The sequence below is a fragment of the Enterococcus sp. DIV0187 genome (assembly GCF_051713785.1).
Lineage (GTDB): Bacteria > Bacillota > Bacilli > Lactobacillales > Enterococcaceae > Enterococcus_A > Enterococcus_A avium.
This window is the reverse complement of the sequence record NZ_JBIOQO010000001.1, coordinates 2,683,725-2,701,600: the sequence shown is the minus strand read 5'-3', so window position 1 is coordinate 2,701,600 and position 17,876 is coordinate 2,683,725. Positions and strand designations below refer to the sequence as shown.

Here is a 17,876-nt window from a genome sequence, read left to right as displayed (position 1 = left end):
TTTCTTTTTATTTGAAATAAGTTAAATTAAGATTAAAATAGAATGAACAAAGGGGGCTGAGAGATGGAAATGACAATTTCGGGGTTACGAGAAAGGCTGCAAGAAGCCGATGAAAAACAATTAAGTGAATTAATCTGTCAGATATACAAACATTCAGAAGTTGCTCAACAAATCGTGGATTCAACTCTTTTGGATGATGATTATGGAATGCGATTCGCTGAAACCACTAAGAAAAAACTAGAACGGGCTTTTTTTCCACACGGTAAAATTGATCGTTCTTTGACACAAGCTAAAGAGCTGTTGCGTCAATTTCGTAAGAATTGCCAAAATCAGCGAGCATTGATCGAAATTGAATTGTTTTTTGTCGAATGCGGACTAGATTTCCTCGGCATCTTTGGAGAATCAGATGGAGAGATGAAAGAATTACTGATTACGAACTACGCTTCAGCGGTAGCGCGGATTTTAGAAGATGGTTCGGAACTTTTTTTCCACCACTATTTTGCTAAATGTAACCAAATTATTGATGTTGCAAGAGGTTTCACCTCAGGATTTTCACAGGATATGCTGGATGTGTATCAACAGTTAGCAAAAAGGTGAGGCCTAGGCCTCACCTTCCATTTCTAGTTCTAGTTGCATTGCTCGTTCTTGTGCCTGTTCTTGATCTAACTTTCTCAAGTGGCGCATTGCTTTAAAGTAGGAAGTCAACAAGACAGCAGTTGATCCCATCCAAGCCAATGGTGACGCAAAGGCTGCTCCAGCAAAACCAAAAGAGTGTGTCAGAATAATGGCAGCGAAGGAACGCATAACAAGTTCCATAATCCCGGCAATAGTCGGGATTTTTGCTTGCCCTAATCCTTGCAGAGTATAGCGGAGGATGAACAATATTGCTAAGACCCAATACAAGGAACCATTAATAATAAAATAGGTTTGTGTCAGTTGAAATACGTGTACTTCGCTAGGATTAACGAAAAGAGCGACGAAATAATGTCCGCAGGTAATCACTAAAACACCAACGAAAATACTAAATATACCGCTCATTACCAAACATTGCTTAACACCAAGTAAAATTCGTCCATATTCTTTTGCCCCATAGTTTTGAGCAGTAAAAGTTGCCATAGTAATTCCGAATGACATCATTGGTAAGATTGCAAGCTGATCAATTCGACTTGCAGTAGTTTGCGCAGCAACGACGTCTGTTCCTAACGTATTCAATGCAGATTGCAAAATGACAGCACCAATTGCAATAATTGATGATTGGAATCCTATAGGCAAAGCTGAGTTCAAGTGTATGCGAAAGTCCTCTTTGTTAAGAGAAAAATGTTTACGATTGATTTGTAATATAGGGATTTTTCTTCGGATAAACCACACACACATCAAACTTGCTGCAACTTGAGCGATGACCGTCGCATAACCCGCACCAGCAACTCCCATATGGAAATAAATAATGAAGATTAGATCTAAGACAACGTTGATTACTACCGCAAAGGCCAAGAAGAATAGCGGTGTACGACTATCTCCTAAGGCACGTACCATATTTGACAAAAGATTAAATGCCATTGATGCGAAGATCCCGCCTAAAAGAATAGAGATAAAATCTTGCGCTTGATCTAGCAATTCTGGCGGTGTCTGCATGAGCAATAATAAGGGACGTAAGAACAGCAGGCTTAATGTTGTCAAAACAACTGTAACACCAAGACTAATCAAAATCGAAGTAGCAAAGCTTTTTCGCACGCCCTGAGCATCTTTAGCACCGAAACGCTGAGCCGTAATAATAGAGAGACCAGAAGTTAAACCTTGTGCAAAACCAATAATCAAAAAACTGACACTACTAGTAGCTCCAACTGCGGCTAAAGCATCTTTGCCTAACGTTTGACCTACAACGATCATATCAACCATACTGTAAAATTGCTGAAAAACATTTCCTATAAACAAAGGCAAGGCGAACAAAATGATCAGCTTTGCCGGATTTCCTCGAGTTAATTCTTTCATCTTTTTCCCGCTTTCTAATAAAATTTTCTGATTGATATTACCATAAAATTTTCTGAAAGCAAGTGTCTTGAATAAAAAGTTAAGAAAAAAGAGACAACCCTTAAGAAAGGTTGTCTCTGAAATTAACGTTGCCGGATCTCGTGCGGCAAAAGGATCGTCTGACGGCTGCCGTCATCGTAGGCATAAACTTCTTGAGGGAAGTCATTAGAATAACCAAATGGGAGATCTATTCCCATTTCGACGCTACTTCCTTCTTGGGAGAAGTGCATCGTAACACGACCATCATTATTGATCAGGTCAAAACTTAAGATATTGTCTAATGGGATCAAACCCTTTAAGTCTAGGTCAATGATATACCAGATACTATCAATCAGCTCGCCTGGCAAGCTGGATACCACACCGACAGAGGCATAACGACTTTTTTTAGAATCAAATGTTTCAAACATAGATTTTCCTCCTTTAGTTGGAATCACTTACTTAAAGTACGAGTAAGCTTTGTAGTGACTTATTGTAATTCTTTTTTTCAGAAAAAACCACTTATTACGCTTAGTCTATAAGAAAAAGTAAAAAATTCTAAATTTTTAAAGGAAGGAACCAGACTTTTGTAGTTTAAAAAAAGATGACCGGCTGGAAAAGCAGGCCATCGCATTAAATTCTTATTCTTCTGTTGACTCACCAATAACTTCTGGTTCAGCGCCTTCAGCAGCTTCATCTTCTTCAGGTAGTTCTTGCGCTTCTTGGACAGCAACGATTTGTTCTTCTGCATCAGTTACGATTGTGTAATCATCATTCTTAGGTAGATCACCTACAGAAATTGATTGGCCGATTTCTAATCCAGAGATGTCTACATCAATGCCTTCTGGTAATTTTTCTGGTGTTGCAGAAACAGTGGCTGTGTAAAGCGTTTGAGTTAATACACCGCCAGCTTTCACACCAACAGATTCACCAACTAAGTTGATTTCTGTTTCAGCTTCAGTTTCTTCTGACAAGTTTACAGATAATAATTCAATATGCGTTAAACGACGAGTAAAGGTATCAACTTGTGAGTCGCGTAATAGTGTGTTCACCTTTTTACCGCCAATTTCAATGGCGAAAACAGTATTCGCACCGTTTTCACGTAACAATTTTGAAAATTCACGTTCATCAATTGAGATAGGTGTACTTTCTATCTTGTACCCATTAACGACTGCAGGAACTTTTCCTTCGTGACGTAATTTGTTGCGAATGGAACGGGGACGAGTTGCTCTTTCTTCTACTTTCAATGATACTGCCATAACCAAATTCCTCCTTAAAATGTGACTGTCTGTGGTTGTTCAGACAGATTTTATTTAAGTGACGGGTTATTCTCAGCACAATGGCTTTGCGAAAAAACGCAAAAAGACAGTCGTCTACACAACTGTCCAAAAAAAGTCTACGTTCAACTTTCTCTACCAGGTCATAACGCTGTGTATGAGAAACCTTTGATTCACTTAATCATACGAATCTCTGACTCGTATAATTAAATTCTAGGACTTATCTAATCAAAATGCAAGTATAATGTCTGTTGACGATTTAAGTAAGGAATTTTTCGTAGTTGGTAAATACTATATTAACGGAGCTAAGTGTCCAAATGTGTCATTAGTTTTTGAGAGTTGTTTTCTTGATAGCAATACTTTTGTTTTAGAAAGTGAATAAAAACATCAAGAAAGAGTGTGAGGGTTTTGTCTCTTTTTGAAATTCGGTATAATGAGTCCAACAATATTGAAGGAGTTTTACCATGCGATTAGACAAAGTGATTGAGCAGAACTTAAAAACAACACGAAAAGAAATGAAACGTTTATTTCTAATGAAAAAGGTTTTAATCGATGGTGAAGTTGAGCTGAACCAGTGGCGCAACGTCGATAGTCAACTCCATGAGATTCAAGTAGATGGGCAGAAGTTGCAAACGGATCACGTGTATTACTTATTAAATAAACCAGCCGGCGTTGTAACAGCGAAAAGGGATAATAAATTTCAAACAGCTATAGAACTGGTGAAAGAAGGAGAGCGTCCAGCAGATTTATATCCAGTAGGTCGCTTGGATCGTGATACGACCGGGTTGTTGTTATTGACTGACAATGGTCAACTAGGTTACGATCTCTTACAGCCGTATGCTAAAGTTGCAAAGACATATCGTGCCACAATCAACGATACAGTGACATTTGAGGACGTGTTAGCTTTTGAAAAAGGGATTGTTTTTCACGGAGGAATTCGTTGTCAGCCAGCGCGTTTAGCGATTTTACAATCTGATCCAGACCAGTCGGAAGTTTTACTTACGATCAAAGAAGGAAAATTTCATCAAGTCAAAAAAATGTTTTTGGCTTGTGGGAAAAAAGTTACGAGCTTGACTCGTATTGCGATGGGACCAATAGTTTTGCCAGCAAATTTAGCAGTAGGTAATTACCGTTCGTTAACATTGGCAGAGCTTAAACAATTAAAATCATATTTTAGATAGAAGGTTTGAAGATGGGATACGAGACAATTTTATTTGATATCGACGATACGTTGCTGGATTTTAAAGCAGCAGAAGAACAAGCATTAAGTCAATTGTTTCAAGATATGTGAGTGGAGCCTTCTTTATCTGTGAAGAACAATTACAAAAAAATGAACCAAGGTTTTTGGCGCGATCATGAAGCAGGACTGCTATCACGCCAAGAATTACTAGACAATCGTTTCCGCCTATTTTTTGAACAATATGAACGAGAAGTTGATGGGCCAAAGACAGAGGCGCGTTATCGCTACTATTTGAATCAAGGACATCAGTTGATTTCAAACAGCCTAGAAGTTGTAGAAAGTCTGAGTCAGAAAAAAGATCTTTATGTAGTAACAAATGGTGTGTCTGTAACTCAGCATCAGCGTCTAGAAAAATCAGGACTTGCACCTTATTTCAAAAAATTCTTTATCTCTGAAGAAATGGGTGTTCATAAACCAATGAAAGAATTTTTCGACATCGTTTTTGCGGAAATTCCTCGATTCGACAAAGAAAAAACCGTGATTATCGGTGATTCTTTAACTTCAGATATTAAAGGTGGACAGGTTGCTGGGATCGACACGATTTGGATGAATCCCCATGAAAATGAAACGAAAGAAATTAGACCAACGTTTCAGATAAAAAAATTGACGGACCTCTATCAGATTTTAGATGATTTTTAAGTTTTATATAGCAATTTGACGTTGTTTCGCTATAATAGGACTAATGAAAAACGAAAGAGGTTTTACTTGCATGAAAAACAAACCGATCATCATTGGTGTAACGGGCGGTTCAGGTAGTGGGAAAACGAGTGTTAGCCGTGCGATCTACAACCGGTTTCCCGATCATTCAATTATGATGTTGGAGCATGATTCTTATTACAAAGACCAAAGCGTTATCAGCTTTGAAGAACGATTAAAGACAAATTACGATCATCCTTTTGCGTTTGATACAGATTTATTGATTGAACATTTAAAGGATTTAACAAAATATCAATCGGTGGAAGTGCCAATATACGACTATGTGGCGCATACGCGCAGCGCTGAGGTTTATGTACAGGAGCCTAAAGAAGTCATTATATTAGAGGGGATTCTGATTTTAGAAGATGAACGTTTACGTGATTTAATGGATATCAAAATTTATGTAGATACAGATGATGATATTCGGATTATTCGCCGAATTAAACGTGACATGAACGAGCGCGGAAGAACATTGGAATCGGTTATTGATCAATATTTGACAGTGGTGAAGCCAATGTATCATCAGTTTATCGAACCAACAAAACGTTATGCGGATATAATCGTGCCAGAAGGCGGCGAAAATCACGTAGCGATCGATTTGATTGCAACTAAAGTAGCAAGTTTTTTGAATCATGAGTAAAAAGAGCAAAGCAGAAACTTCCTGCTTTGCTCTTTTCACGTATTTGTTATGCGGCCGAGAAGACTCGAACTTCCACGGTATTGCTACCACTAGCGCCTGAAGCTAGCGCGTCTGCCAATTCCGCCACGACCGCAAGGGAATTACTTATTTATTTTAGCACAAAAATTTTTTTGTGCCAGAGATAACGTCGATAAGTCTCAAAAAACCCGACTCGCTATTGAGTCGGGAGAAAATTTTATAAGTAGTATTTTTTAGCAACTGTTAAGTCGTCGTTCAAGTCATAAACAAGTGGTTGACCTGTAGGAATTTCTAAGTCCATGATATCTTCGTCAGAAATACCTTCGATGTGTTTAGCTAATGCACGTAAAGAGTTACCATGTGCAGCAACTAAAACAGTTTTACCGTCTTTCAAAGCAGGAGCGATTTCGTCTTGCCAGAAAGGTAACGCGCGTTCCAAAGTAACTTTCAAGTTTTCGCCACCAGGGATATCGCGAGGGTCTAACATAGAGTAACGGCGATCTTGAGCTGCTGAACCTTCGTCAGTTGCTTCCATTAATGGAGGTAATACGTCGTATGAACGGCGCCAGATATGAACTTGTTCGTCACCATACTTTTCAGCGGTTTCTTTTTTGTTCAATCCTTGTAATTTACCATAATGACGTTCATTTAAGCGCCAAGATTTTACAGTTGGTACCCAAAGTTGATCAGATTCTTCAAGAATATAGTTACAAGTTTTGATTGCACGAGTTAAAACAGATGTATAAGCTACATCAAATTCAATTCCTGCTTCTTTAATTTTACGTCCGCCTTCTTTTGCTTCTTCGACACCTTCTGGAGCCAAATCAACATCTGCCCAGCCTGTAAATTGGTTCAACTTGTTCCATTCACTTAAGCCGTGACGAGAAAAAACTAATTTTGGCATAACATTCTCTCCTTTTGAAATTTCTGAAATTTTCAATTCCTGATTCATTGTACAATGTTTCTGCCGTGATTTCCATTAAATTGAGTGTGTTTTTTATCAAAACACAAGCTTTACAAGGATTTTTTATTATTTCTTTGGAACTTCCAAAGTTTTTGGACCTTCTGGTGTCCCGACGATTACGCGTGAGATCATATCAATAAACAATCCATGCTCAACTACCCCGACGCACTTATCCAGTTCTGCTGCTAAGGCGTGAGGATCTTCGATAACCTCTAGATGTAGATCAATGATATAATGTCCGCCATCTGTTGTTAAAAGTTCGTTGGAGTCAGTCATCCGCCATGTTGGTTTATATCCCTTTGATTCAAATAAACGGAAGACATTGTGACTACCAAAGGGCACTACTTCGACTGGTAAGGGAAAGTTTCCCAATTTATTGACCATTTTACTTTCGTCTACGATCCAGATGCAGTCTTTGGAATAAGTTGCTACTACTTTTTCGAAAAGCAGTGCAGCACCTCCGCCCTTGATTCCTTGGAAATCATCACTGATTTCATCCGCGCCATCAATAGTAAGATCGACTGATTCTACATCATCGATTGCTTTTAACGGAATTCCTAATTCTTTAGCTTGTTGTTCTGTTTTAGAAGAAGTCACGACACCAGTGATTTTTAAACCTTCTTCATTTACTCGACGCCCAAGTTCCTTCACTAAATAGTAAGCTGTTGACCCAGTTCCTAATCCAACGGTCATTCCATCTTTGACAAACTTTGCTGCCTCGATCCCAACTAACTCTTTCAAATTCATTGAAAATCCCACCTTCTGCTAAGTTATGTCCATTGTAATCGCAAAAAAAGAAAAAAGATAGCCTTTTCAGTAAAAAAGACCAAAAAAGTGGATGCGCTTTATACAGCTTTCCTTCAGGTGATAGGGAGTATAGTTTAAAGAATAAATTTTTTCTTATTTTGAGCCATCTCGAAAACAAAAATACGATATTAATAAAGAAGAAAAAAACTTTAAGTAGTTTGTTGACAGTGAAAATCAATCATGGTATGCTATCAAAGGTGCTTTGTGAACAGGTCTCTCGATAGAGACGTGCTGACTGTGTCGAAGTACGCTTGATAGAGAATGCAGGGATGCATTATTTTTTATCGCTGAAAAAGAACCACCAGGATGTGTGGTACTAGAAAGCGGATCGAGGAAGGAGGAAACAAGGAATGCCTACAATTAATCAATTAGTACGTAAACCTCGTAAATCAAAGGTGGAAAAATCAAATTCACCAGCATTGAACAAAGGATATAACAGCTTTAAAAAAGCTCAAACAAACGTGAACTCACCACAAAAACGTGGAGTTTGTACACGTGTGGGGACTATGACACCTAAGAAACCCAACTCAGCATTGCGTAAATATGCTCGTGTTCGTTTGTCAAACTTGATCGAAGTAACAGCTTATATTCCAGGTATCGGCCATAACCTACAAGAACATAGTGTTGTTCTATTACGTGGTGGTCGTGTAAAAGACTTGCCAGGGGTACGTTACCATATCGTTCGTGGCGCACTAGATACTGCCGGTGTTAACGATCGTAAACAAAGCCGTTCTAAATACGGTACTAAGAAACCTAAAGCTTAATCAAACGAATAGATAAGACATATTTTCGGAAGGAGGAGTTACGTATGACTCGTAAAGGAACGATTGCAAAACGTGATGTTTTGCCAGATCCTATGTATAACTCTAAGCTAGTAACTCGTTTAATCAACCGTGTAATGGTTGACGGCAAACGTGGTACTGCTTCAAATATCGTATACAACGCTTTTAGTACTATTAAAGAATCAACAGGAAATGATCCATTGGAAGTTTTTGAACAAGCAATGGAAAACATTATGCCTGTATTAGAAGTTAAAGCTCGCCGTGTTGGGGGTTCTAACTATCAAGTTCCCGTTGAAGTGCGTCCAGAGCGTCGTACTACTTTAGGCTTGCGTTGGGTTGTGAATTTCGCACGTTTACGCGGTGAACACACAATGGAAGAACGCTTAGCAAAAGAAATCATGGATGCTGCTAATAATACTGGTGCTTCTGTGAAAAAACGCGAAGATACACACAAAATGGCGGAAGCCAACCGTGCATTTGCTCATTATCGTTGGTAAGATTTTTTCTGCTGACAAAGGTCAACAGATTTCTGACCAAACAACGCTAAATTTAATTTAAGAGAGGAGCAAACTAAGAAATGGCAAGAGAATTTTCTCTAGAAAACACTCGTAATATCGGTATCATGGCTCACGTTGACGCTGGTAAAACAACAACAACAGAGCGTGTTTTATACTACACTGGTAAAATTCATAAAATTGGAGAAACCCATGAAGGCGCTTCTCAAATGGACTGGATGGAACAAGAACAAGAACGTGGTATCACAATCACATCTGCCGCTACTACAGCGCAATGGAAGGGTCACCGCGTAAACATCATTGATACCCCAGGACACGTGGACTTCACAATCGAAGTTCAACGTTCATTACGTGTACTTGACGGTGCAGTAACTGTTTTGGACTCACAATCAGGTGTAGAACCACAAACAGAGACGGTTTGGCGTCAAGCAACAGAATACCGCGTTCCACGTATCGTATTCTGTAACAAAATGGACAAAATTGGTGCGGACTTCCTTTACTCAGTAAGCACTTTACATGATCGTTTGCAAGCAAATGCTCATCCAATCCAATTACCAATTGGTGCGGAAGATGATTTCACTGGAATTATTGACTTAGTCAAAATGAAAGCTGAAATCTATACAAACGATTTAGGTACGGAAATTCAAGAAACTGAAATTCCTGCTGAATATCAAGAACAAGCTGAAGAATGGCGTGAAAAATTAGTTGAAGCAGTCGCTGATACTGATGAAGACCTAATGATGAAATTCTTGGAAGGTGAAGAAATCACTGAAGAAGAATTGAAAGCAGGAATTCGTAACGCAACTCTGGCAGTAGACTTCTACCCAGTACTATGTGGTTCAGCCTTCAAGAACAAAGGTGTTCAATTGATGTTGGATGCAGTTATTGACTATCTTCCAGCGCCAACTGATGTACCTGCGATCAAAGGTTTCGATCCTAAAACAGACGAAGAAACGGAACGTCCAGCTGATGATTCTGCTCCATTCTCATCACTTGCGTTTAAAGTTATGACTGACCCATTCGTAGGTCGTTTAACATTCTTCCGTGTTTACTCAGGTGTTCTAAATTCTGGTTCATACGTATTGAATGCTTCTAAAGGTAAACGTGAACGTATCGGACGTATTCTACAAATGCATGCGAATACGCGTAAAGAAATCGAAACAGTTTACTCAGGCGATATCGCTGCAGCTGTTGGGTTGAAAGACACAACAACTGGGGATACATTGTGTGACGAAAAAGCGCCAGTTATCCTTGAATCAATCGAATTCCCTGATCCAGTTATCGAAGTTGCTGTTGAACCTAAATCAAAAGCTGACCAAGATAAAATGGGTGTTGCTTTACAAAAACTTGCTGAAGAAGATCCTTCATTCCGCGTTGAAACAAACGTTGAAACTGGCGAAACTGTAATCGCTGGTATGGGTGAACTTCACTTAGACGTATTGGTTGACCGCATGCGTCGTGAATTTAAAGTAGATGCTAACGTAGGTGCGCCTCAAGTATCTTACCGTGAAACATTCCGTTCTGCTACAAATGCGGAAGGTAAGTTTGTACGTCAGTCTGGTGGTAAAGGTCAATACGGTCACGTATGGATCGAATTTACACCAAACGAAGAAGGTGCTGGCTTCGAATTCGAAAACGCAATTGTCGGTGGTGTGGTTCCTCGTGAATACATCCCAGCTGTTGAAAAAGGATTAGAAGATGCGATGGCTAATGGTGTATTAGCTGGCTACCCGTTAGTTGATATTAAAGCTAAACTTTATGATGGTTCTTACCATGATGTCGATTCAAATGAAACGGCCTTCCGTGTAGCCGCGTCTATGGCGCTACGTGCTGCTGCGAAGAAAGCTAATCCATCAATCCTTGAACCGATGATGAAAGTTACGATTACTGTTCCAGAAGATTACTTAGGTGATGTGATGGGTCATGTAACTGCTCGTCGTGGACGTGTTGAAGGTATGGAAGCACATGGTAACTCACAAATCGTTAACGCTATTGTGCCGTTAGCTGAAATGTTTGGTTACGCTACAACACTTCGTTCTTCTACACAAGGACGCGGAACATTTATGATGGTCTTTGACCACTATGAAGATGTACCGAAATCAGTTCAAGAAGAAATCATTAAGAAAAATGGCGGTAAAGCTGAATAATTCTTAAAAGTCAATTGATTTTTGACGGCTTTTTCCAAAAGAACTGTATTTTTAACAACGTTTCATGTAAAATAATTAACTGATGATATGGGCTCGCATCGCTTTTGTGATGCGGACCTATCAGATAAAAAACTAAACTCATTTACTTAGGAGGAACATTTTAAATGGCTAAAGAAAAATTTGACCGTTCAAAACCCCATGTTAACATTGGTACTATCGGACACGTTGACCATGGTAAAACTACTTTAACAGCTGCAATTACAACTGTACTTGCTAAACAAGGCGGAGCGCAAGCTATGGATTACGCTCAAATCGACGGAGCTCCTGAAGAACGCGAACGCGGAATCACTATCAACACTGCTCACGTTGAGTATGAAACTGACAACCGTCACTATGCTCACGTTGACTGCCCAGGACACGCGGACTACGTTAAAAACATGATCACTGGTGCTGCTCAAATGGACGGAGCTATCTTAGTAGTATCTGCTGCTGATGGCCCTATGCCTCAAACTCGTGAACACATCTTGTTATCTCGTAACGTTGGTGTTCCTTACATCGTTGTATTCTTAAACAAAATGGATATGGTTGACGATGAAGAATTACTTGAATTAGTTGAAATGGAAGTTCGTGACTTATTAACTGAATACGACTTCCCAGGCGACGACACTCCAGTTATCGCAGGTTCAGCTTTGAAAGCTTTAGAAGGCGACGCTTCATACGAAGAAAAAATCTTAGAATTAATGGCTGCTGTTGACGAATATATCCCAACACCAGTTCGTGATACTGACAAACCATTCATGATGCCAGTCGAAGACGTATTCTCAATCACTGGTCGTGGTACTGTTGCAACTGGTCGTGTTGAACGTGGACAAGTTCGCGTTGGTGACGAAGTTGAAATCGTAGGTATCGCTGACGAAACTGCTAAAACAACTGTTACAGGTGTTGAAATGTTCCGTAAATTGTTAGACTACGCTGAAGCAGGCGATAACATCGGTGCTTTGTTACGTGGTGTTGCACGTGAAGATATCCAACGTGGACAAGTATTGGCTAAACCAGCTTCAATCACTCCACATACAAAATTCTCTGCAGAAGTTTACGTTCTAACTAAAGAAGAAGGTGGACGTCATACTCCATTCTTCACTAACTACCGTCCTCAGTTCTACTTCCGTACAACTGACGTAACTGGTGTAGTTGATCTACCAGAAGGTACTGAAATGGTAATGCCTGGTGATAACGTAACTATGGAAGTTGAATTAATCCACCCAATCGCGATCGAAGACGGAACTCGTTTCTCTATTCGTGAAGGCGGACGTACAGTTGGTTCAGGCGTTGTAACTTCAATCAAAGCTTAATCAACCTTACAATTCAAATTTATTATGCTCGGACGTAAAAGAGTCACCGATTATCGGTGACTCTTTTTTAGGATTATTCATTGGTCGCGAGAGGGATACATTGCTGTTTTTATATAGAAGAAAACTTTTATTCTGTTTAAAAGATTAAACTTTCTGAAAACAAAACAGAAAATCCTAAAAACTTTAGAAAATCCTTGCAATCATAGGTCCCATGTAATATAATCATAAAGGTGCTGTTTGCAGGAGTGTAAATATCACTGGGGGGTTCTGAAAAGAATCCGTCGGCTTTGAAACGAGAGGTTGCGACACGCCCGGACGCTTTGCCACGAACGAGCGTGACGGAGATTTTCGTGGAGCTATGTCTACTTTTAAAATAGGCGAAGGAGGGAACAAGATGGCAAAACAAAAAATTCGTATCCGTTTAAAAGCGTATGAACATGGTATTTTAGATCAATCAGCGGATAAAATCGTGGAAACTGCAAAGAGAACTGGAGCTAGCGTATCTGGTCCAATTCCATTACCAACTGAACGCAGTCTTTACACTGTAATCCGTGCGACTCACAAATACAAAGATTCACGCGAACAATTCGAAATGCGTACTCACAAACGTCTAATTGACATTGTGAACCCAACACCGAAGACAGTTGATGCTTTAATGAAGCTTGACTTACCATCAGGTGTGAATATTGAAATCAAACTATAATTAAGAAGATGGAGGTGTAATCATGACCAAAGGAATCTTAGGGAAAAAAGTGGGAATGACTCAAATCTTCACTGAATCTGGCGAACTTATTCCAGTTACTGTTATCGAAGCTACTCCAAACATTGTTTTACAAGTAAAAACAATGGAAAACGATGGCTACGAAGCTGTTCAATTAGGTTACCAAGATATGCGTGAAGTTTTGTCTAACAAACCTGCGAAAGGTCATGTTGCAAAAGCAAACACGGCTCCTAAGCGCTTCATTCGAGAATTCAAAGATGTTGAGCTAGGAGACTATGAAGTAGGTAAAGAAGTGAAAGTTGATACTTTCCAAGCTGGAGACATCATTGATGTTACCGGAACGACTAAGGGTAAAGGATTCCAAGGCGTTATCAAACGTCACGGACAAAGCCGCGGCCCAATGGCACACGGATCTCGTTACCATCGTCGTCCTGGATCTATGGGTCCTGTTGCACCAAACCGCGTATTTAAAAATAAAAAACTTGCTGGTCGTATGGGTGGCAATCGCGTAACGATTCAAAATCTTGAAATTGTACGTGTTGACGCTGACCGCAATGTTATCTTAGTAAAAGGAAATGTTCCTGGAGCTAAAAAATCTTTAATTACTATCAAATCAGCTGTGAAAGCTAAATAATTAGTTAGAGGAAAGGAGGAACTAAGGAATGCCAACTGTAGCATTATTCAAACAAGATGGAACACAAAATGGTGACATCACTTTAAATGAAGAAATCTTCGGAATTGAACCAAATGAAAGTGTTGTTTACGATGCAATCGTTATGCAACGCGCTTCATTGAGACAAGGAACACACGCTGTGAAAAATCGTAGCGCAGTTCGTGGCGGTGGTCGCAAGCCATGGCGTCAAAAAGGAACTGGACGTGCTCGTCAAGGTTCTATCCGTTCACCACAATGGCGTGGGGGTGGCGTTGTTTTCGGACCTACACCACGTTCATACAGCTACAAACTTCCTAAAAAAGTTCGTCGCTTAGCAATTAAATCTGTTTTATCAGAAAAAGTTGCTGAAAATAACTTGGTTGCTGTTGATGCTTTAAGCTTTGACGCACCTAAAACAAAAGAATTCAAACAAGTTTTAACTAGCTTGTCTATTGATTCTAAAGTATTGGTTGTATTGGAAACAGGAAACGAAGTTGCAGGCTTAGCTGCTCGTAACTTAGCAAACGTAACTGTTACTACTTCAGACAACGTTACTGTATTAGATGTAGTCGCTAATGACAAAATCTTAGCAACGCAAACTGCTCTTACTCAAATTGAGGAGGTGCTTGCATAATGAACTTACTAGACGTAATTAAACGCCCAGTGATCACTGAAAAATCTATGTTAGACATGGATGAAAAGAAATACACTTTCGAAGTGGACACTCGCGCAAACAAAACTTTAGTCAAACAAGCGGTTGAAGCTGCTTTCGACGTTAAAGTTAAGAATGTAAACATTATGAATGCTAAACCAAAAGCAAAACGTATGGGTAAATACCAAGGCTTCACTAAAAAACGTCGCAAAGCTGTTGTGACTTTAACTGAAGATTCAAAAGAAATCCAAATTTTTGACGCTGAATAAGCGTTAAAAAATCACTAGTAAATAGGAGGGAAACTAGACGTGGCGATTAAAAAGTACAAACCTACCTCAAATGGCCGTCGTAATATGACAAGTTCTGATTTCGCTGAAATCACTACTTCAACGCCTGAAAAGACGTTATTACAACCATTGAAAAACAACGCCGGTCGTAACAACAACGGTCGCATCACTGTACGTCATCAAGGTGGCGGACATAAACGTCAATATCGTGTTATCGACTTTAAACGTAATAAAGATAACGTGGTTGCTACAGTTCAAACGATCGAATACGATCCAAACCGCTCAGCAAACATTGCATTAGTTCATTATTCAGACGGAGTGAAAGCATACATCTTAGCCCCTAAAGGCTTAGAAGTTGGCATGACAATCGTATCTGGAGCAGATGCAGATATTAAAATCGGGAATGCATTACCACTAGAAAATATTCCAGTCGGTACTGTAATCCACAATATTGAAATGAAACCTGGTAAAGGCGGACAATTGATCCGTTCAGCTGGTACAAGTGCTCAAGTACTTGGTAAAGAAGGAAAATACGTATTAGTACGTTTAAACTCTGGCGAAGTTCGTATGATCTTAGCTACTTGCCGTGCTACTATCGGTTCTGTTGGTAACGAACAACATGAATTGATTAACATCGGTAAAGCTGGACGTTCTCGTTGGATGCGTAAACGCCCAACTGTACGTGGTAGCGTAATGAACCCTAACGATCACCCACACGGTGGTGGTGAAGGTAAAGCTCCAGTCGGACGTAAGGCTCCAGTATCTCCATGGGGACAACCTGCATTGGGTTACAAAACTCGTAACAAGAAAGCTGCTTCAGACAAGCTTATTGTACGTCGTCGTAAGACTAAATAAAATCATTGACTATGTGTCGCATATTTTGAGAGGAGGTACACCATGGGTCGTAGTTTGAAAAAAGGACCTTTCGCTGATGATCATTTGATGAAGAAGATCGAAGCACAACAAGGTGTTGAAAAGAAAAAAGTTATTAAAACTTGGTCTCGTCGCTCAACAATTTTTCCTGATTTTGTAGGATTTACTATTGCTGTTTATGACGGACGCAAACATGTGCCAGTTTACATCCAAGAAGACATGGTAGGACATAAATTAGGTGAATTTGCACCATCAAGAACTTATCGTGGACATGCCGCCGACGATAAGAAAACAAGACGTTAATTTTGAGGGGAGGATATTAACATGGCAGAACAAATTACATCAGCTAAGGCAACTGCGAAAACAGTTCGCACTTCTCCTCGTAAAGCACGTTTAGTAATCGATCTTATTAGAGGAAAAAGCGTAGCAGAAGCAATTTCAATCTTGAAATTCACACCAAACAAATCTGCAGGAATCATTGAAAAAGTAATGATGTCAGCAGTTGCTAACGCAGAAAACAACTTTGACTTAGATGTTGAAAATTTGGTAGTTTCTGAAGCATTTGTTAACGAGGGACCAACAATGAAACGTTTCCGTCCACGTGCAAAAGGTTCAGCTTCACCAATCAATAAACGTACAAGTCATATTACCGTTGTGGTATCAGAAAAATAAGGAGGGATAATCAGTGGGTCAAAAAGTAAATCCTATTGGAATGCGTGTAGGCATCATCCGTGAGTGGGATGCTAAATGGTATGCTGAAAAAGAGTATGCTGAATTTTTACACGAAGATTTGAGAATCCGTAAGTTCATCGCAACGAAACTTGCTGATGCCGCTGTGTCAACTGTTGAAATCGAACGCGCTGCAAACCGCGTAAACATTTCAATCCACACAGCTAAACCTGGTATGGTTATCGGTAAAGGCGGATCTGAAGTTGAGAGCCTAAGAAAAGAATTAAATAAATTAACTGGTAAACGAGTTCACATCAACATCGTTGAAATCAAAAAACCAGATTTAGATGCAAAATTAGTCGGAGAAGGAATCGCACGTCAATTAGAAAACCGTGTTGCTTTCCGTCGCGCACAAAAACAAGCGATCCAACGCACTATGCGTTCAGGCGCTAAAGGAATTAAAACTCAAGTATCTGGTCGTTTGAATGGTGCGGATATCGCTCGTTCAGAAGGATACTCTGAAGGAACAGTTCCTCTTCATACATTGCGTGCCGATATCGACTACGCATGGGAAGAAGCAGATACAACATACGGAAAACTAGGAGTTAAAGTGTGGATTTATCGTGGAGAAATTCTTCCTACAAAGAAAAACACTGAGAAAGGAGGGAAATAATCATGTTAGTACCTAAACGTGTAAAACACCGTCGTGAATTCCGCGGAAAAATGCGTGGGGAAGCTAAAGGTGGTAAAGAAATCGCATTTGGAGAATACGGCTTACAAGCTGTTGATTCACATTGGATCACTAACCGCCAAATCGAAGCTGCCCGTATTGCAATGACTCGTTACATGAAACGTGGTGGGAAAGTATGGATTAAAATTTTCCCTCACAAATCTTATACTGCCAAAGCAATTGGTGTACGTATGGGATCTGGTAAAGGTGCTCCTGAAGGCTGGGTTTCACCAGTTAAACGCGGTAAGATCATGTTTGAAATCGCCGGCGTTCCTGAAGAAGTTGCTCGTGAAGCATTACGTCTTGCTTCTCACAAATTACCAATGAAGACTAAGATCGTAAAACGTGAGGAAATGGGTGGTGAATCGAATGAAGGTTAAAGAAATCAGAGAATTAACCACTGCCGAAATGCTAGATCAAGAAAAACAATTAAAAGAAGAATTGTTCAATCTTAGATTCCAATTAGCAACAGGTCAATTAGAAAACACTGCACGTATTAAAGAAGTACGTAAATCGATTGCACGCATCAAAACTGTGTTGCGTGAACAAGCTGACAAATAGTGGAAGGAGGCCATTTCCAGTATGACTGAAGAAAGAAATCAACGTAAGGTTTATCAAGGACGTGTGGTATCAGACAAAATGGACAAAACGATCACTGTTGTCGTTGAAACCAAAAAGAACCATCCAATCTACGGTAAACGTATGAAATATTCTAAAAAATACAAAGCTCACGATGAAAACAATGAAGCAAAAATTGGCGATATCGTGAAAATTATGGAAACTCGTCCATTATCAGCTACCAAACGTTTCCGTCTGGTTGAAATCGTTGAAAAAGCAGTGATTATCTAAT

Annotated in this window: 23 protein-coding genes, 1 tRNA gene and 1 pseudogene; 19 read left to right on the top strand and 6 right to left on the bottom strand. The window is 39.6% G+C overall.

The window, feature by feature from the left end; genetic code table 11:
* Positions 1–63 precede the first annotated feature (63 nt).
* On the top strand, positions 64–597 hold the full coding sequence (locus tag IGI52_RS13245) for a hypothetical protein (protein WP_016179459.1): 534 nt from the start codon (positions 64–66) through the stop codon (positions 595–597).
* Between the two features lie 3 nt (positions 598–600).
* Here IGI52_RS13245 and IGI52_RS13240 read toward each other — a convergent pair whose 3' ends face one another.
* From IGI52_RS13240 to IGI52_RS13230, 3 genes are all read right to left on the bottom strand, one after another.
* Positions 601–1,989, bottom strand: a complete 1,389-nt coding sequence (locus IGI52_RS13240) for an MATE family efflux transporter (protein ID WP_016179460.1) — start codon at positions 1,987–1,989, stop codon at positions 601–603.
* Between the two features lie 122 nt (positions 1,990–2,111).
* Positions 2,112–2,435, bottom strand: a complete 324-nt coding sequence (locus tag IGI52_RS13235) for a DUF960 domain-containing protein (RefSeq protein WP_016179461.1) — start codon at positions 2,433–2,435, stop codon at positions 2,112–2,114.
* Between the two features lie 210 nt (positions 2,436–2,645).
* Positions 2,646–3,263 carry a 50S ribosomal protein L25/general stress protein Ctc gene (locus tag IGI52_RS13230; RefSeq protein ID WP_048717826.1) on the bottom strand — a complete coding sequence of 206 codons (618 nt, stop codon included), beginning with the start codon at positions 3,261–3,263 and terminating at the stop codon, positions 2,646–2,648.
* A gap of 482 nt (positions 3,264–3,745) precedes the next feature.
* Here IGI52_RS13230 and IGI52_RS13225 point away from each other — a divergent pair, with 482 nt between their 5' ends.
* The 3 genes and pseudogenes from IGI52_RS13225 to udk all read left to right on the top strand — a co-directional run bounded on the left by IGI52_RS13225 (position 3,746) and on the right by udk (position 5,857).
* The gene (locus IGI52_RS13225) at positions 3,746–4,462 is read left to right on the top strand and encodes a 16S rRNA pseudouridine(516) synthase (protein WP_311871654.1); all 717 of its coding nucleotides are present in this window, start codon (positions 3,746–3,748) and stop codon (positions 4,460–4,462) included.
* 11 nt (positions 4,463–4,473) lie between these two features.
* Positions 4,474–5,160, top strand: a pseudogene (locus tag IGI52_RS13220) (YjjG family noncanonical pyrimidine nucleotidase).
* Positions 5,161–5,230: 70 nt separating this feature from the next.
* Positions 5,231–5,857, top strand: a complete 627-nt coding sequence (udk, locus tag IGI52_RS13215) for a uridine kinase (protein WP_311922371.1) — start codon at positions 5,231–5,233, stop codon at positions 5,855–5,857.
* A gap of 49 nt (positions 5,858–5,906) precedes the next feature.
* On the opposite strand, the gene IGI52_RS13210 is transcribed toward udk, so the two are convergent.
* The 3 genes from IGI52_RS13210 to rpiA form a co-directional block, all read right to left on the bottom strand.
* Positions 5,907–5,990: transfer RNA gene (locus tag IGI52_RS13210), tRNA-Leu, on the bottom strand.
* A 102-nt stretch (positions 5,991–6,092) separates the two neighbouring features.
* Entirely contained in the window at positions 6,093–6,779 is a 687-nt protein-coding gene (locus IGI52_RS13205; protein WP_016179466.1) for a 2,3-diphosphoglycerate-dependent phosphoglycerate mutase, read from the bottom strand.
* Positions 6,780–6,905: 126 nt separating this feature from the next.
* Positions 6,906–7,586: a ribose-5-phosphate isomerase RpiA gene (gene rpiA / locus IGI52_RS13200; RefSeq protein WP_048717833.1), complete on the bottom strand. Its 681-nt coding sequence runs from the start codon at positions 7,584–7,586 to the stop codon at positions 6,906–6,908.
* Between the two features lie 410 nt (positions 7,587–7,996).
* On the opposite strand from rpiA, the gene rpsL reads away from it, so the two are divergent.
* From rpsL to rpsQ, 15 genes are all read left to right on the top strand, one after another.
* Positions 7,997–8,410: a 30S ribosomal protein S12 gene (rpsL, locus tag IGI52_RS13195; RefSeq protein WP_010742744.1), complete on the top strand. Its 414-nt coding sequence runs from the start codon at positions 7,997–7,999 to the stop codon at positions 8,408–8,410.
* Positions 8,411–8,454: 44 nt separating this feature from the next.
* Positions 8,455–8,925 carry a 30S ribosomal protein S7 gene (gene rpsG / locus IGI52_RS13190; RefSeq protein ID WP_016179468.1) on the top strand — a complete coding sequence of 157 codons (471 nt, stop codon included), beginning with the start codon at positions 8,455–8,457 and terminating at the stop codon, positions 8,923–8,925.
* Positions 8,926–9,005: 80 nt separating this feature from the next.
* Complete coding sequence (gene fusA, locus IGI52_RS13185; RefSeq protein WP_016179469.1) at positions 9,006–11,090, top strand: elongation factor G; 2,085 nt, start codon at positions 9,006–9,008, stop codon at positions 11,088–11,090.
* A gap of 164 nt (positions 11,091–11,254) precedes the next feature.
* Positions 11,255–12,442 (top strand): elongation factor Tu, encoded by a 1,188-nt coding sequence (gene tuf, locus IGI52_RS13180; RefSeq protein ID WP_016179470.1) that lies wholly within the window; start codon positions 11,255–11,257, stop codon positions 12,440–12,442.
* 394 nt (positions 12,443–12,836) lie between these two features.
* The gene (gene rpsJ, locus IGI52_RS13175; RefSeq protein WP_010756438.1) at positions 12,837–13,145 is read left to right on the top strand and encodes a 30S ribosomal protein S10; all 309 of its coding nucleotides are present in this window, start codon (positions 12,837–12,839) and stop codon (positions 13,143–13,145) included.
* A 22-nt stretch (positions 13,146–13,167) separates the two neighbouring features.
* A complete protein-coding gene (rplC, locus tag IGI52_RS13170; RefSeq protein ID WP_016179472.1) occupies positions 13,168–13,797 on the top strand; it encodes a 50S ribosomal protein L3 in 630 nt (209 codons plus the stop codon).
* Positions 13,798–13,825: 28 nt separating this feature from the next.
* Positions 13,826–14,449 (top strand): 50S ribosomal protein L4, encoded by a 624-nt coding sequence (gene rplD / locus IGI52_RS13165; protein ID WP_048717838.1) that lies wholly within the window; start codon positions 13,826–13,828, stop codon positions 14,447–14,449.
* Positions 14,449–14,736: a 50S ribosomal protein L23 gene (locus tag IGI52_RS13160; RefSeq protein ID WP_048717840.1), complete on the top strand. Its 288-nt coding sequence runs from the start codon at positions 14,449–14,451 to the stop codon at positions 14,734–14,736. Before rplD ends, IGI52_RS13160 begins: the two co-directional genes overlap by 1 nt.
* A gap of 39 nt (positions 14,737–14,775) precedes the next feature.
* A complete protein-coding gene (rplB, locus tag IGI52_RS13155; RefSeq protein ID WP_016179474.1) occupies positions 14,776–15,609 on the top strand; it encodes a 50S ribosomal protein L2 in 834 nt (277 codons plus the stop codon).
* Between the two features lie 42 nt (positions 15,610–15,651).
* Entirely contained in the window at positions 15,652–15,930 is a 279-nt protein-coding gene (rpsS, locus tag IGI52_RS13150; protein ID WP_049220104.1) for a 30S ribosomal protein S19, read from the top strand.
* 21 nt (positions 15,931–15,951) lie between these two features.
* Positions 15,952–16,299: a 50S ribosomal protein L22 gene (rplV, locus tag IGI52_RS13145; protein ID WP_010742755.1), complete on the top strand. Its 348-nt coding sequence runs from the start codon at positions 15,952–15,954 to the stop codon at positions 16,297–16,299.
* Positions 16,300–16,312: 13 nt separating this feature from the next.
* On the top strand, positions 16,313–16,969 hold the full coding sequence (gene rpsC / locus IGI52_RS13140) for a 30S ribosomal protein S3 (RefSeq protein ID WP_010747212.1): 657 nt from the start codon (positions 16,313–16,315) through the stop codon (positions 16,967–16,969).
* 2 nt (positions 16,970–16,971) lie between these two features.
* Entirely contained in the window at positions 16,972–17,406 is a 435-nt protein-coding gene (gene rplP, locus IGI52_RS13135) for a 50S ribosomal protein L16 (RefSeq protein WP_010747211.1), read from the top strand.
* Complete coding sequence (gene rpmC / locus IGI52_RS13130) at positions 17,396–17,587, top strand: 50S ribosomal protein L29 (protein ID WP_010747210.1); 192 nt, start codon at positions 17,396–17,398, stop codon at positions 17,585–17,587. The genes rplP and rpmC overlap by 11 nt, the downstream gene beginning before the upstream one ends.
* Before the next feature lie 21 nt (positions 17,588–17,608).
* Positions 17,609–17,875 carry a 30S ribosomal protein S17 gene (rpsQ, locus tag IGI52_RS13125; RefSeq protein ID WP_010742759.1) on the top strand — a complete coding sequence of 89 codons (267 nt, stop codon included), beginning with the start codon at positions 17,609–17,611 and terminating at the stop codon, positions 17,873–17,875.
* Position 17,876 lies beyond the last annotated feature (1 nt).